At 46.0% G+C, this 15,349-nt stretch carries 10 protein-coding genes; 4 read left to right on the top strand and 6 right to left on the bottom strand.

Annotated elements, in window-relative coordinates; genetic code table 11:
• Positions 1 to 25: 25 nt before the first annotated feature.
• The 5 genes from CSH93_RS03415 to CSH93_RS03435 form a co-directional block, all read right to left on the bottom strand.
• Positions 26 to 700 (bottom strand): 2OG-Fe(II) oxygenase, encoded by a 675-nt coding sequence (locus tag CSH93_RS03415; protein ID WP_240615473.1) that lies wholly within the window; start codon positions 698 to 700, stop codon positions 26 to 28.
• A gap of 180 nt (positions 701 to 880) precedes the next feature.
• A complete protein-coding gene (locus CSH93_RS03420; protein ID WP_124748927.1) occupies positions 881 to 1,621 on the bottom strand; it encodes a hypothetical protein in 741 nt (246 codons plus the stop codon).
• A gap of 78 nt (positions 1,622 to 1,699) precedes the next feature.
• Positions 1,700 to 3,643: an alkaline phosphatase gene (locus CSH93_RS03425; protein ID WP_100641803.1), complete on the bottom strand. Its 1,944-nt coding sequence runs from the start codon at positions 3,641 to 3,643 to the stop codon at positions 1,700 to 1,702.
• Between the two features lie 11 nt (positions 3,644 to 3,654).
• A complete protein-coding gene (locus CSH93_RS03430) occupies positions 3,655 to 5,238 on the bottom strand; it encodes an alkaline phosphatase (RefSeq protein WP_100641804.1) in 1,584 nt (527 codons plus the stop codon).
• 327 nt (positions 5,239 to 5,565) lie between these two features.
• A complete protein-coding gene (locus tag CSH93_RS03435; protein ID WP_100641805.1) occupies positions 5,566 to 6,864 on the bottom strand; it encodes an APC family permease in 1,299 nt (432 codons plus the stop codon).
• A gap of 172 nt (positions 6,865 to 7,036) precedes the next feature.
• On the opposite strand from CSH93_RS03435, the gene CSH93_RS03440 reads away from it, so the two are divergent.
• Entirely contained in the window at positions 7,037 to 7,231 is a 195-nt protein-coding gene (locus CSH93_RS03440) for an FKBP-type peptidyl-prolyl cis-trans isomerase (protein WP_100641806.1), read from the top strand.
• 287 nt (positions 7,232 to 7,518) lie between these two features.
• Here CSH93_RS03440 and CSH93_RS03445 read toward each other — a convergent pair whose 3' ends face one another.
• Positions 7,519 to 9,279 carry a cyanophycinase gene (locus CSH93_RS03445; RefSeq protein WP_100641807.1) on the bottom strand — a complete coding sequence of 587 codons (1,761 nt, stop codon included), beginning with the start codon at positions 9,277 to 9,279 and terminating at the stop codon, positions 7,519 to 7,521.
• Positions 9,280 to 9,660: 381 nt separating this feature from the next.
• Between CSH93_RS03445 and CSH93_RS03450 the strand changes: the two genes are divergently transcribed.
• The 3 genes from CSH93_RS03450 to iadA all read left to right on the top strand — a co-directional run bounded on the left by CSH93_RS03450 (position 9,661) and on the right by iadA (position 15,285).
• Positions 9,661 to 12,576 carry a TonB-dependent receptor domain-containing protein gene (locus tag CSH93_RS03450; RefSeq protein WP_100641808.1) on the top strand — a complete coding sequence of 972 codons (2,916 nt, stop codon included), beginning with the start codon at positions 9,661 to 9,663 and terminating at the stop codon, positions 12,574 to 12,576.
• 64 nt (positions 12,577 to 12,640) lie between these two features.
• On the top strand, positions 12,641 to 14,119 hold the full coding sequence (yfcC, locus tag CSH93_RS03455; protein ID WP_100641809.1) for a putative basic amino acid antiporter YfcC: 1,479 nt from the start codon (positions 12,641 to 12,643) through the stop codon (positions 14,117 to 14,119).
• Positions 14,119 to 15,285: a beta-aspartyl-peptidase gene (gene iadA / locus CSH93_RS03460; RefSeq protein ID WP_100641810.1), complete on the top strand. Its 1,167-nt coding sequence runs from the start codon at positions 14,119 to 14,121 to the stop codon at positions 15,283 to 15,285. Before yfcC ends, iadA begins: the two co-directional genes overlap by 1 nt.
• Positions 15,286 to 15,349: the final 64 nt, after the last annotated feature.

The following is a 15,349-nucleotide window of genomic DNA, read 5'->3' on the forward strand; positions in this document are numbered from 1 at the left end:
GAACTCCCTGATCGCGCGGCATCACTTAACGCGGTGGATCAATCTTGTTATTAACCGATGTATTAACCCTATACCAACCTGCAATTGAATGTCTATCACGAGACGCAGGCAATACTTCATGCGGGAAGGATTCACTCAGGAAAACCACAACGGTACCAAATAACGGAACGACTTTGGTGCCGGTTTTGTCTTCATCGTTCTCGTAAAGTACAAGTTCCCCGCCCTCGTTTAATGCCCAGCCCGGATTAAGGTAAGCGACCAACGATAAAACACGGTTCATCTCACCTCTAAAGGCATCGTAATGACGTTTGTAGTAATGTCCCGGCGCATAATGAGCGAAGTGGCTTTCAAACGAAAATAACCCCAGGAAAAGGCGGCGGTTGAGGTACTGTTGTAAATCTGATGCCCAATCGAGCCAACGCCTGCCAGCTTCCGAACCGCCGGTTATCCAGCAGATTTCATCAGTCCTTACGAAATCATTTTTGAGGTAATCATCTCGCCTACCAATACCTGCATCATTATATTCAGATTGATTTAATGATTGCTGACACTCAAGCAACATATGCGCGATATCATCCGGCATAGCGCCGGGGCGAATGCTGTATCCTTGGGACTCAAGATCACAGGCTATCGCTTCAAACAGCGCCTCATTGGTAGAGTCTCCGCCTTGATAGTCGCGTAATTGGATAATGGCTGACACAGTGATCCTCACTCATCATCATTTGTTAAAATGTGCCCGTAACAAATGAAACAAAATAAAGGATGCTGTATACCAGATTTTAGCCAATTCGCACTCTTTTTCGATCAATCGACGAATAAAATATGCGTTCGCGAGACGAGAGGATCAGAGAGTCAGTATGCACCTTCTCTCTGCACAATATTAATGGGTATGTGAGTGCTGCCCTGCAATTGCGTTACCCCGATCATCATAGAAACCACTCGCACCGGCCTCAATAAAACCAAGGTTAACCATATTGAGCAAAAATGGATCGGTATGGTCATCACCAATGTCAGCAAAATCAGTCGAGTGATAGTTCATACGTATATCAAAAAACGCTTTGATTTCACCTAGGTCATTTGCGTGGTTCACCAACTCCCATGTTTCAACAGAGTTGGCCGATGTCTTTTCCAGTTTGCGCAGCAGTTTCTGTTCGGGGATCCATTCGATATTGATTTGTGTATCACCGTGCTGAGCTTGCATATATTGCACGCGCTCACATCCTTCAGACACCTCTTGCACCACCTGCATATGCGATAACAAACGGTCGGAAATCAGCTGATTTCGGTATGACCAATCACGCTCTACACGTCCGTGCACACTCTCTCCAGGCTGATACTCAATAGCACGTTGATATGCATCAAACATACGGTAGGGCTTAATCTTGTTTGCCTTACTGTGCTCCCATATTTCAGTGATATTAAGTTCTCTGTGTTGCTGGGCAACCATGCCCGGCATACGCACTAGCACGAGGTGCTTGCTTTGTTCTGACGGTTCGTTCGAATGTTTGTTTAACTGAGTAATCTTATACTCAGCTTTGAGTAATTCTGCATTGCACTGTTGTTGCGCACTAACATGAACACTGAGCGTACAAATAAAGGCGAAAATAAAAAGTCTGACCATTAGGTTTTTCATCATATTTCTAATATCAAAAATCAAATATGCCCCGCCACATATGCGACGGGGCACTTTCTATCAAGGTTACTCTAGCGCGTTATCCGCTTTAGTTACCATGTCACTTGCATAAGTCATTACATGGAATACTAAGCTTTGCTCGTTTGTTCCATTGACTAACAACGCACCTGGACCTTTGGCATAGATACCAATGTCTTCACCCGAGTGAGTTTCTGAACCAAGCGGTATTAACGCCTCTTGGTGGAAACCTGTCGACTGAGTATCAACATCCATCAGATCTTTACGGCCAGTATCAGGCGCTGCTGCATATGACGCATCTGCATTAGTCTCATCGCCTAGGTCTCTAAACCCAAGACCGTTGGTGTAACCCACTGTCGTGTAAGGCATGCCATCAGCTGCTAGGGCTGGCTCTTCAGAACCAACACCAACGACTTTGCCTAGGATTGGATTACCGCGCTTAGGATAGCCCGCAATGGTAAATACGTGGCCGTGGTCAGCCGTTACAATGATCAGCGTATCTTCATCATTGGTTAATGCGTCTGCCATTGCGACCGCTTCAGATAATGCAATCGTATCTGTTAATGCACCGTATGCACTGCCCGCATGATGAGAGTGGTCAATGCGTCCAGATTCAACCATCAAGAAGAAACCATTAGGGTTGTTATCCAGCACCTTAATCGCCTTTTCGGTCATTTCAGCAATTGAAGGTTCACCCGCGATATCGTTTGCACGATCAGCTTCATATTGCATGTGTGATTCATTAAACAAACCGAATACACGACTAGTAGTCTCGGTATCAATACCATCAAAACCTGTTTGATCGTATACATAAACGCCATCTGCATACTTAGCTTGCCATTCAGCGGTTAGGTCACGGCCATCCGTTCTATCGCCTTCTGTACTGCTTACTGCATCAGGGCTATTGAAGGCTGGATCTTTTGGTAAGAAGTGACGACGTCCACCGCCCATTACTACATCGATACCATCAACATCTAATCCGCTGTAACGCGCTTCAAGGTAATCTTCGAAGTTAACCAGTTGATCAGCAATATCTACACAGCCACCGCTAACCGCATCCGCTGGCATATCAGAGATATCTTCCCAGTTGCGATCAGCTGACTTCGCGTATGTTGCAGCCGGTGTAGCATGTGTAATACGCGCAGTTGAAATAATGCCTGTCGATAAACCCGCTATTTCTGCAACTTCTAATGCTGAAACTAATTCGTTGCCTGCAACGCTACTGCAATCTCCGCGAGAGATATCTTCATCAACACCGATTGTGCCAACGTCAGTTTTAACACCACTCATCATGGCAGTCATAGTGCCCGCTGAGTCAGGTGTTTGCGCATCCACGTTGTATGTTTTAACTAGACCTGCAAACGGGAAATCGTCAAAGCTAAGTTGATTCTCTTCGCCGGCCATCCCCTTCATTTGACCGTCTAGAATTCGCGCTGCCGTAACCGTTGAAACACCCATACCGTCGCCAACAAATAAGATAACATTCTTGGCTTGACCTTTGATCTGTTCAAGAGAAGCAGCCATTTGCTCTGCACTATCAAACTGATACTCATTAATTGTCATTGCCGATTGAGCAGACGCACCCTGACCGGTTGCTTCCTGCCATACGGTTTTTGCTTCTTCAATTTCTTTTTGAGCAGCAACAAACCACTCATTATTCAAACTTGTCAGTAGCTCACCTGAATTCACGGTTGTATTGCCCGGCGCACAGACATAGTTTGTTTGGCTAATTTCGTCAGCGTCTAACTCACCATTAGCATTGCTGTCTAAACCAGAATCAAACTGTACACCACTGTTAGGGCAATTGATGTCACCAACTTCTAACGCTGTTTGCACTGTTAAGCTGGTTAAACCTGCGCTACCGTCTTGTCCTGGCGCACCATTTTGCCCCGCTGGACCAGTAGCGCCTTGAGCACCGTCATCGCCTTCAAGGAAACAGCCATTTAGGCCCATTACTGCTACTGCAATGATTGATAATTTTAATTTTTTCATGTCTGTGCGGCCTATTCGTTAATTAATCCAAGAGACTGATTGATGATGTGAAACACCATGTTTTGTTCAACTACGCCCTGTACTAATTGCGCACCAGGACCAGATGCATGCAGAGAAATGTCTTCACCAGAGTGAGTTTCTGAGCCCAGCGGGATCAAAGCTTCTTGGTGGAAACCGGTTGTTTCGGTATCAACCGTTGTTAAGTCTTTACGACCTGTGTCAGCCGCATCTGCATATGTAGCATCGGCATTAGTTTCGTCACCTAAGTCTCTGAACCCAAGACCATTGGTGTAGCCAACCGTTGTATAGGGCATACCGTCAGCAGCAAGAGCTGGCTCTTCAGAGCCCACGCCGACAACTTTGCCTAAGATTGGGTTGCCGCGCTTTGGATAACCCGCAATGGTAAATACGTGGCCATGGTCAGCCGTCACAAGGATTAACGTATCTTCAGGATCCGTCGCTTCATATGCAGCTTTAACAGCAGCGGCAAATTCAATGGTGTCAGTTAACGCACCATATGCACTGCCGGCGTGATGAGAATGGTCGATCCGACCTGACTCAACCATTAGGAAAAACCCTTTCTGATTGTTGTCTAAAATGTCGATTGCCTTGCTAGTCATTTCCGTTAACGATGGTTCGCCCGCGATATCGTTAGCTCGGTCAGCTTCGTATTGCATATGCGATTCGTTAAACAAACCCAACACGTGAGATGTCGTCGCTGGGTCAATCGCGTCAAAACCAGCCTGGTCGTATACATACACACCATCGCTATAGTTAGCTTGCCATTCAGCCGTTAAATCACGCTCATCCGTTCTATCACCTTCAGTGCTGCTGGCGGCGTCAGGACTATTAAACGCTGCATCCTTAGGCAAAAAGTGTCTACGGCCACCACCAAAAGCGACTTCAATGCCGTCAACATCAATACCGGTATAGCGTGACTCTAAAAATTCTTCGAAATTGACCAGTTGGTCAGCAATATCTTTGCAGCCTTGAGTCAGTGCAGCTTCTGGCATGTCTGAGTTATCTTCCCAGTTACGATCAGCTGATTTTGCATAGGTTGCGGCTGGCGTTGCGTGTGTGATTCGCGCTGTAGAAATAAGGCCTGTAGATAGGCCTTTTATTTCAGCGAGCTCAAGCGCTGTAACCACTTCGTTGCCGGCTACTGTAGAACAATCGCCACGTTCAATGTCTTCATCAACCCCAATAACACCCACATCCGTTTTCAAACCTGACATCATCGCTGTCATAGTGCCCGCAGAGTCAGGTGTTTGCGCATCAACGTTATACGTTTTCACCAACGCGGTGTGCGGGAAAGATTCGAAGCTTAAATAACCTTCTTCACCTGAATTGCCGGCCAATTGACCTTCTAAGATCCGCGCTGAGGTTAGAGTCGAAATCCCCATACCATCACCGACAAATAAGATTACGTTCTTAGCTTTGAAGCGATTGTTGATTTCAACTTTCGCATCAATGGTTTGTTGGGCATCAGTAAACCATTGGCTGTCCACTTGATGTGCGGGTAAAACATTTGCGCCCACGCCGCACGATACGGCCAGTGCAACTGCACTAACGGCAGTTTTTATTAGTAGTTTCATTTAGTTAAGTCCTATTGGTTTGATTGGTTTTGGCTCAACGCACGGCAAAACCGACGCAAAAAGACTAGGCAGGTTTTATGACAAAGCTTTGACGACTTTTTGAAAGATTATTTTAACTTTTGTTACTGAGCGATGATGGTTTTGTGACAGTCTGTCGATCCAGCTGATATTTGAAGGTGACTAAAAAGTAAATAAAAAGCAGCCACGTACACCATTCTATGTGGATGTATGAACGCGCCAAACAAGCAATATCGAAATGTGCGGGATAGGCTAAAAAATCAAACCCCAAGACTATATGTGCGCACTAATAGTCTAGGAGAAAAAGCATTAACCCCTTGCCATTGGCCTTTTTACCCACCAATAAATGGGCAAGCCTGCTGCGATTAAAATAATGCCGTATAAGATGACGTCGAAGCCCGCACCTAATATCATACAGACGGAAAACACCAACGCCCCAACAGCCCGCAGAATTGACATTAATTTTATCCCCCTGATGGGCTTATTCCGGCATTGTACAATTAAATCTGCAATAGCACTGGCTGCATAAGGTAAAATTGCGGTCAAAGTAGATAACACAATCAACAACTCGTAAACCCCTACCAAATGGCTATTTGAGTTCAGCATTAACACGGCAGATATCAGCACCAAGGCTATCAACAAAGATTTCCAGGCAATACCAAACCGGTTCCGGTGTGAAAATATTGCGGGAAATAAACCATCATCAGACATACTTTCCGGCAACAATACTGTACCCACCAAACAACCGTTTACCGAGCCAATGATTGAAATCATGATGCCAAGCGCTACAAACGTGGCGCCTACGGGGCCAAAGATAACCTCTGCAGCATCAGCAAAAGGGGAAGGCGACTGGCTAAGCACCTCTGTCGGCAGCAAAAACCATAGGCCTAAAGTTGCAAAGAAATACACAAAAGTGACAGATAACAACCCAAAGAATAACGCCCGAGGGATAGTTTTCTTCGCATTAAGGGTTTCCTTTGCTGGAATGGTTGCAACCTCAATCCCTAAAAACGCCCACATGGTTATCAACACCACTTTGGCAATCGTTGCAAAGAAGCCTTCGCTTGCTTCATAGCTGAGAATGCTACTTACGCTTTGCTCAGCGTACACGTAACCCAAGGTTGGTATCAGCAAAAGCGGAATAAGTTTCATCACGGTTGTGATTAATTGCGTCATGCCCACACCACGAATACCGAAGATAAAGATGGCACCAAGCGTCCAAACCATCATCAATGACACTAGCGTTCTAAACGCCCCATCGTGTTCAATAGACGGCAAGATGGTCGAAGCATAGCCTGCAAATGCAACCGATGATGCAGCAATAGACACCCAAAAGGATATCCACAAGCCCCATCCAATGATGAATCCGGCTACTGGGCCAATAACTTCGTAGCAATAAGCATAGGGCCCGCCTTCTTTGTCAATGCGTGAGGACAAGGACCCCAATGACAACGCTATTAGCAAAGTGCCAATAGCAGTTAAGAACCACCCGAGAAGACTCAGCGAACCAAACTGCGCCAGCACGCTAGGAAGAAGAAATATCCCACTGCCAATCATGGTACCTACAACTAATGCCCATGACTGCCAAAAGCCAATTGATTTTTGCATATTCACTCCAAAAGGATTGGAGTTCAAAATACTGCATAGGAAAACCAATCGGTTACCTAACGCTAGTCCTTTTGCTAACAGTGGTCAACATTTAGACACCGGTTGCGCTACGTCGAATTGCCTCGCCAACCTGATCTGATCAAATTCTACCCTGCCCTTGAACCAGAAGAAGATGGCAACACAATTTAAGGTTAACAAGTTAATTGCGGGGATGACAGAGGCCCTTCAACTAATGTCGGTGGGCGATAGATATCTTTTCTGGATACCTCAAGACTTAGCCTATGGCGAAAATCCTAGGGCAGGAGCACCAAAGGGTATGCTTGTATTTGATGTTGAACTGATATCTATTGACGAAAGCACTCCGTAGTTTATAAGGAGGGCCTTATCAAAAGAATGCTAGTTTCGTTGTTCAAAAACATTTGTCATCTTTCTTTTATGGCATACCAAAAAGAAAACACTTCACGAAACAGAAGTGCCCGCGTGGGTATGAAAATAAAAGACGCTGCCGAATCTGCAAACTATCTGGGGTTTTAGAAAGTACCTAATCAACATTAGCCGAGATGCTTCTAATGTATGTCTTTTGCAGAAAGCAATTCAGTTGCACGCTTTACCGCGTGCAACTGATGACGACTTTTAACACACACATTTAGATCATCAATCTATCATCGAATGATGAATAACAAATGGTAAAGACTGATAGCCGCACAACTCGTTTGGCGATAGCGCGAATTGAGTGGAATTTGAGGCTTTCACTTGGTACTTGTTGTCAAAGTCCTGCCATTGCAACAATTCCTGTGTCCCGCAATTTTGCGACATTTGGCGTCTCCATACGCCATCCAGTTTTGCTTGGTCGCCAGCATGAGAAGCTTGGACTATAGCGGGTAATTTAACAGTCAGGCCGTCTGCATTTATGCTCGCTTGCGTGCCTGCTGGCCAGTAATGCGCTATTCCGCCAATTGTGCGTGTGAATTCTTTACCCTCTTGCACTTGTTGCCATTGGCTGCGTTGCAAATCCACCACAAATACGCCTGCAGCACCGACCACTTTAAAATCAGCTCCACCGTCTTTAAACCGAGTCAAAAGTGCGGTTGTTTCGTCTACCCCAAAACCAAAGGATTGCTGAGCAAAAAGCGTTGCCATGACGAGCCGTGTCTCTCTATCACGCTCAGAAAAATGGGTGTCCAGTAAACCATAAGAGAATAGACCTGTACCGCCATCTCCTTTGATCGTGACATCAGATGATTGCAGCCCACTTACGCACTCACCGCTGCAGCGTTGCGAAGGTGCTTCTTTTGCAAATACGCCTCGCGCCATTGCATTTTCAGAAGAACCATTAGTTAGCATTGGGATCGGCTTATCAGCCCAAACCCCTCCGCCTTGTACGGCGGTGCCAGCACTTGTTCCGCCAACAACTAACTCGCCCGCTTTAACTCTCTGACGGATTAATGAAAGTAAATCAGATGGAGCCTGCTGTGGCGTCAGCAATGCCGACAATGTTCGACTTTGATCTCCCCCATTAAAAAAGATCCCATCAGCCTGATTGATTATCTGTACAATCTCTGACGGCTGACGGCAAAATTCCGCCTCAATACTCGCTAAATCAGGGTACACGCGTTCTCTATCAAAACTGCCAAAGCGTTCCCGCAAAGTGGCAATGTTGCTGCAGCCTGACTTGTTGAGTTGCTCTAACCATAAAGCAAGCTGCAACGTGCCGGATATCGGCAGCCAAGTGACCTTTGCACCCAGTTCTTCAAAGATATTGGTGTAGAAGTCGGCGACACTAAAAGGGTCTCGACTCGATGCCGTCACTACAACGATATGTGGCGTTTCACCCGCTGAGCGCAAGTGCGCCTGTTTAATAAACGCCTGATATATCTCTCTACTTGCTGCAGAAGTTGTTCTGGCTATATTCACCTGCTCTTTTAGTCGTTGATGGTTGCCATCTTCCTGGAGCCTCTCATGTGTATCCAGTAATGCAAAAAAAACATCGTCTGCTAAGTTCTTTGAGTAGCTACTGTCGCCAGCCAATATATCGATCCGTTTTAAAAACTCATTCCGGCTTAGGAATTGCTCGCCACCATCTGCATACCCTTTTCTCAAAAGTGAATTTATATTCACCTTATTTTTATCCGTCAGCTGATTAAATACACTGGTTTTCTGCAAACGAACATGTGCTTCTGGCGAAATTTCATACACATTTTGCGATTTCGCATCGTCAAAAATTGTTCCCTCGATACAATTCTTTGGGGCAAAACTTCCACACGTTTTTAACGCGCCACCGGCCAAAACAAGATCATAAAAGTCGCCAGCATCTTCACCGTAAGCATTTGTATTATATAAACTATTTGCGATCACAAATAAGACAACGGAAAACTTTTTGCGTGTTAACCACTTATTGTTAAACATAGGTTTCATGTGGGTAAAAGTCCTTTCCAAACGGCTTGACATTAAATCACCCTAGTGATATCCAGTAGTACAAGTCAACGACAAATTGACGCACGATTGGCTTTTGAATATTGCATAAATATATTCACCTTTTAGTGCATAACAATTGCATAGTTGTCTTCGTGTTCAACAACTGAAACGGCATTTAATGATTAAAAAGGCGGCCAATCTAGGCCATTATCATTACCAAAGTTTCTATTTGTCAGAGTGGTTTGACGAATAGCATTTCCTCCAGCAGCCATACCTTGGCATGTGCTGTGTTGTCTGTTTTCCGCAGAAAATTTAAAACACAAAAATAACGACAAGTAATCGCAATTCCAATGTGCATTGTGCATGGCGTTGTGGAAGGAAATGTTTATGAAATACACTACGATTGCGTGTGCAGTAGGCCTTGCGCTTTTTACTGTCAACGCTCAAGCGCAACAAAACAATGAAGAAACCGTAGAAGTTATTCAGGTAACGGGTACCAACATAAAGGGGGTTGACCTAGAAGGCACACAACCACTCACCGTTTTGACCTCTGAAGACATCGCTAAATCAGGGGCTAATACTATCGCTGAACTGATGCGCACAGTGAGTCAAACCCGCGGCGGATTTGGTAGCTTTGATACAACACAAAGCGGTGCCACCTCAACATCTACTCCAGCAGGACAAGCTGCTGCGTCTCTGCGTGGCATAGGCCCATCTGCCACCCTCACTCTAGTGAATGGTCGAAGGATTGCCGCCAGTTCATTCGCGTCTGGCACTGAAAACTTTGTCGATGTCAATGCAATACCGGCTGCCGCGGTGGAACGTGTGGAAATTCTAGCCACGGGCGCATCTGCCATTTATGGCGCTGATGCAGTTGCAGGGGTTATCAATTACATCCTCAAAGACAATTATGAGGGGTTAAACCTAAACGCTTCATACGAAAACACGACCGTGTCTGCCGACCATGGTAAGTTAAATTTGCAAGCGCTCTGGGGTACTGAGGTTTTAGGCGGTAACTTGACCGCGTTTATTGACTTTTATGATCGTAAAACTGCACGGGCGAATGATTTTGAGCAAACAAAATCACCGATATTAGCCAGTAGTTACAGTTACTTACCAAGTGAATCGGCTAATATTTACTATTGGTCTGCGCGCGATGGCAATGAAATTGGTGCTCCCAACTGCAACTCACCGTTTGTCACGACTGAATTTGGTGAAGATATTTGTGCCTACTATGGCAATCAAGATGATGTTTTGGAAACTCCTTTGGAGTCTCTTTCAGCCGGAGTCACCTATGAACACGCGTTTAAAGAAGTAACACTCAAGGCAGACATCCTATTTTCAAACACCGAATCAACCTCCTTTTCCAGTCCAGCACCAATTAACCAAATAGATGACGAAGAAGGCCCTTGGGCAAGTGAATACGCATTGGACTTTTTTTCCGATGATGTTCGAGACGCATTGTTAGATGCAATGTACATAGATCCATTCATTACTCAAGCTGGGCGCGAACTATACGGCTTTCGCTACGATGCGCGCTTCGCTGCACCCAGAACCATCGAGATTGAAACAGAAGCAGTAAGGGCGGTTACAAGCCTCAGCGGAATGATTGGCGATTGGGACTGGGAATCCGGTATTACACTGTCACGGTCCCGTTCCGATCAAGTCGCCACTGATGGCGTCTACAACCGGTACCGCTTTACCGCTGCCGTAGAAGGTGAACTTTGCACTGACGGCAGCATCGCAAGCTATGATGAATCCGCTGATTCCCTAACGTGTAATGGCGCCCAGCTAATGGCGATGTATAACCCATTTGATCCCTTAGGTAGTGACAGCCAAGCAGCGCTTGCAGTTGCCCAAGCAAAGCCAGAGCGCAGCGGCACTAGTACTGTTTATGGTTGGGATATCAAATTCAATGGTGAATTAGTCCCGTTTGGCGATGACTATATTCGTGTGGCAACAGGCGCTGAAATCCGCCGTGAAAAAATCACTGACACACCAACAGCGAATGCCAGAGCACGTTTTGACAACGACTACCTAGTGGATGTGTATGGCTTCGGTTCTAGTTTATCCGAGGCAGAAAGAACCCAATGGGGAGTCTTTGCTGAGGCGTTGATTCCACTGCACCAGCAGGTAAATTTAAGTATTGCAGGCCGATACGATCATTATGATGACTTTGGCAGTACGTTTAACCCCAAAGTAGGACTTAGTTACCGCCCAACTGACGAGTTCATCGTGCGGGCTTCATGGTCAACTGCATTTAGGGCACCGTCACTCACTCAGGCAGGTGTGGATCTGCGCACAACGCGAGCCTCATTTGACTGCTCGGCGAATCAGCAGGTTTCCAATTTATATTGCGAAGGCGAAAGTAGCATTCGGGGCAATAATGTATTGGAGCTGGGTAATCCTTTGCTTAAAGCTGAAGAGTCTGAATCTATCAGTGTTGGCTTAGCATACAGCCCAACTCAAAATACCCACATCACTCTCGATTATTGGCAATTTGAACATGATGATCTGGTTGATACCAATATGACTGGCGTATTAGAGCAGGCCATGACGGATGCATCTCTTAGACATTGTGGATTAGTGCCTGCTGGCGAAACGGGTATTTCCTACGAGGAGGATTTATGCCTAGTCACCGACAGTAACGGTCTGACTATCGAACAAGAGGGAGCGAACTTAACTGAGATCCTAGATGCCTGGGCGGCGTTTGATGACCCGCGTTATATAGAACTCCCCTTGTATCGCGACCATGTATTGCTACTGGACAATACAGGCAGCCAAGAACTTGCAGGCATCGACTTCGACGTAATCCATGATGTTAAGTTTGATACCGGAACGCTTGAGCTTGGCCTATCAGCGACTCACTACTTGTCCTATGACCGCAATAAAGTAGGCTCGGATCAGATAGAAGATCTCATCGGTCAGTTTGGCTATCCCGAAACCGTCGGCAGTGCCGAGCTATTCTGGGTAACTGACGACTGGTACGCAGGCTTGTACCTCTATTACACTTCCAGCTATGCTGATGACATCGCACGACTACGCGGACGTGAAATTGATGAAATTGCTAGCTTAGGAGCGCTTAATGCTAATGATGAACGAGACGTAAGCAGTTGGACAACGCTGACTCTCAGCGCGGGTTATTCGTTTGAACAATTCGATTTGCGACTCACCATTGAAAACCTAACGGACAAACAAGCACCAACAGTCTTTGGTTCGTCCCGAGGTTACGATGCATACAACGCAGCCCCTTATGGAACGCGTTATCAACTTGGCATCAGCTATTACTTTAACTAGTATTTAAGCAATTTGTATGGCCGCCCTATGGGCGGCTCTCCCATGTTTTACCGCGGAGATATCAATGACCACAATCCCTAAGGATTCCCTCTCGAGTCGCATACCCGACGCGTTTGTTATTTTATTTTTTGTCATCATACTGGCATTTGTTCTGACATATTTTATTCCGCAGGGCATCTATGATACTCGTGACGTTCTCGTCAATGGGCAAAGCCGCACACTGGTTGATGCCAATTCATTTCGACTTATCAGCGAAGACGCACAAGGCGTATCACTGTTTAGCAGTAATGCGGATCATACCGGCATGCTCAATTATGCTTTTGATGGATTGGTGTCTGGCAACAAATGGGGATCTGCAGTAGGTGTCGTTGCCTTCATACTTATTGTAGGTGGTTCATTTGGCATCATCATGCGCTCGCAAGCTATTCACAATGGCGTTATGGCACTTATCAGTAAAACTCAAAATGCGGGCCGTCTCATATTGCCATTAATGTTTGTTTTATTCTCTCTAGGCGGTGCTATTTTTGGCATGGGCGAAGAAGCCATTGCGTTTTGCATCGTGCTCGTCCCCTTAATAATAGCCTTAGGCTATGATGCCATAACTGCAGTCTTGATTACCTATGTTGCCACTCAAGTTGGCTTTGCGACCAGTTGGATGAACCCTTTTTCTGTCGCCATTGCTCAGGGGATTGCGGGCGTACCGTTGTTATCGGGACAAGGTTTCAGAATGATTATGTGGGCTGTATTCACATCAGTAACCTTAATTTTCACGCTAATCTACGCCCAGCGCATCCACCGGAATCCAGAACAATCATTAAGCTTTAACAGTGACCAACATTTTCGACAGCAACAGCAAACAACGCAATCAGACTATACCCCCGTAGACAGTATTATATTGCTCATCTTCGCTGCGGGTATCGGCTGGGTTATTTGGGGCGTCACAGTGCATGAATTCTACATCCCCCAAATTGCGAGTCAGTTTTTCACTATTGGAATTGCTGTAGGCATCATTGCTACTTTATCGGGCCGTTTGAGAGTTAATGAGGTTAGCCAAGCATTTGTAGATGGTGCCAAAGATTTGCTCCCCGCAGCACTTATTGTAGGAATGGCCAAGGGTATTGTCTTAGTATTAGGTGGAGATGATGTCACACAACCCTCAGTACTCAACACCATCTTGTTTCACACAAGCGAAGCCATCAATGAAGTCGGTCAACTTGGCAGTGCTTTGTTAATGCTAGTATTCCAAAGTGGATTCAACTTTTTTGTCGCGTCAGGCTCCGGGCAGGCAGCGATTACAATGCCATTGATGTCGCCGTTAAGTGATTTAGTCGGCGTCAGCCGACAAGTTGCCGTACTCGCGTTTCAATTAGGCGATGGTCTGACGAACCTCATCATTCCCACCTCTGCATCTTTGATTGGTTGTTTAGGTGTAGCCCGACTAGATTGGTCTATATGGTTTAGGTTTGTATGGCGATTAACGCTCATGCTGTTTATGCTTGCCTGTATAACCATAACAATTGCCGTATTGATAGGATTTCAGTGATGTTGACTCTGATAAAGGGTGTAGATGTATACGCCCCTTCCCCGTTAGGTATTAACGATATTTTGATTGCTGATGGCCGTATCGCAGCAATATCCCCTGCCATCACGCTTACTGGAGAACCTGTTCAACATTTTAATGGTGATGGCTTAATCGCTTTTCCCGGACTTGTTGATTCACTGGTTCATATCAGCGGTGGCGGCGGTGAAGGTGGTTTTCATACGCGAACACCAGCGATGAAGTTTACCGATGCATCATCTGCTGGGGTTACCACCGTAATCGGTGCATTAGGCACAGATGCTACAACGCGCAGTTTGGGCGATTTGATTGCCTGTGCGCGTGCACTCAACAATCAAGGCCTCAGTGCATATTGTTACACCGGCTCATATCAAGTTCCCGCACGAACTCTTACCGGTAGCATCACTGACGACATCGTTTTGATTGACAGTATGATAGGTATTGGTGAAGTAGCTATTGCTGATCATAGAGGTAGTCAGCCGAGTGCCGCTGAATTAGCACGCATTGCCAGCGATTCGCGTGTCGGTGGCATGCTTGCTGGAAAGGCAGGGATCGTATTTATCCACACGGGCGAAGCGTCAGAACAACTCTCCCTACTGCACCAGGTCGTTGACCAGTACCCTATTCAACCGACGCAATTCTACCCTACCCACATCAATCGAAATCAACAATTGCTCGACGCTGGTATTGAGTGGACTAAACGTGGTGGCGTGATCGATATGACCGCCAGCACCAACGAACATTTTATTGCTGAAGGCGAGATCCCTGCTGCAGAGGCCATCGCCTATTGCCTAAATAAAGGGGTTCCCCCCTCGCAACTGAGTATGAGTTCAGACGGAAATGCGAGTCTTCCAGTTTTCGACAATAATGGTCAACTTGTTGGAATCGAAGTAGGTAAAGTCGGAAGTTTGATGCAATCGTTGCGAGAGTTAACTGACGTGCACAGTGTTAACCTTAGTGATGCATTGCAAGTTGTAACCTCGACGCCTGCCGCAATCACTGGGTTAGCGCAAAAAGGACAGCTTGCTGTTGGGTGTGACGCCGATATTGTTTTGTGCCAAGGAAAATCACCGGCCGCACAGCATGTAATGGCTAAAGGACAGTGGCTGATAAAAGACAATGAGGTTTTAGTAAAAGGTACGTTTGAATAATCTGGTTTTGTCGCAAAAACAACAAAGAAAATAAGTCTATACAGCGCAATCTGCGAATAGTTTA

The organism is Neoalteromonas facilis (assembly GCF_002807665.1).
GTDB lineage: Bacteria > Pseudomonadota > Gammaproteobacteria > Enterobacterales > Alteromonadaceae > Alteromonas_E > Alteromonas_E facilis.

Coding starts and splice junctions, on each gene's coding strand:
- CSH93_RS03445 (WP_100641807.1), bottom strand. CDS start 9,279: ATGAAACCTATGTTTAACAATAAGTGGTTAACACGCAAAAAGTTTTCC.
- yfcC (WP_100641809.1), top strand. CDS start 12,641: ATGACCACAATCCCTAAGGATTCCCTCTCGAGTCGCATACCCGACGCG.
- iadA (WP_100641810.1), top strand. CDS start 14,119: ATGTTGACTCTGATAAAGGGTGTAGATGTATACGCCCCTTCCCCGTTA.
- CSH93_RS03440 (WP_100641806.1), top strand. CDS start 7,037: ATGGCAACACAATTTAAGGTTAACAAGTTAATTGCGGGGATGACAGAG.
- CSH93_RS03430 (WP_100641804.1), bottom strand. CDS start 5,238: ATGAAACTACTAATAAAAACTGCCGTTAGTGCAGTTGCACTGGCCGTA.
- CSH93_RS03435 (WP_100641805.1), bottom strand. CDS start 6,864: ATGCAAAAATCAATTGGCTTTTGGCAGTCATGGGCATTAGTTGTAGGT.
- CSH93_RS03425 (WP_100641803.1), bottom strand. CDS start 3,643: ATGAAAAAATTAAAATTATCAATCATTGCAGTAGCAGTAATGGGCCTA.
- CSH93_RS03450 (WP_100641808.1), top strand. CDS start 9,661: ATGTTTATGAAATACACTACGATTGCGTGTGCAGTAGGCCTTGCGCTT.
- CSH93_RS03420 (WP_124748927.1), bottom strand. CDS start 1,621: ATGGTCAGACTTTTTATTTTCGCCTTTATTTGTACGCTCAGTGTTCAT.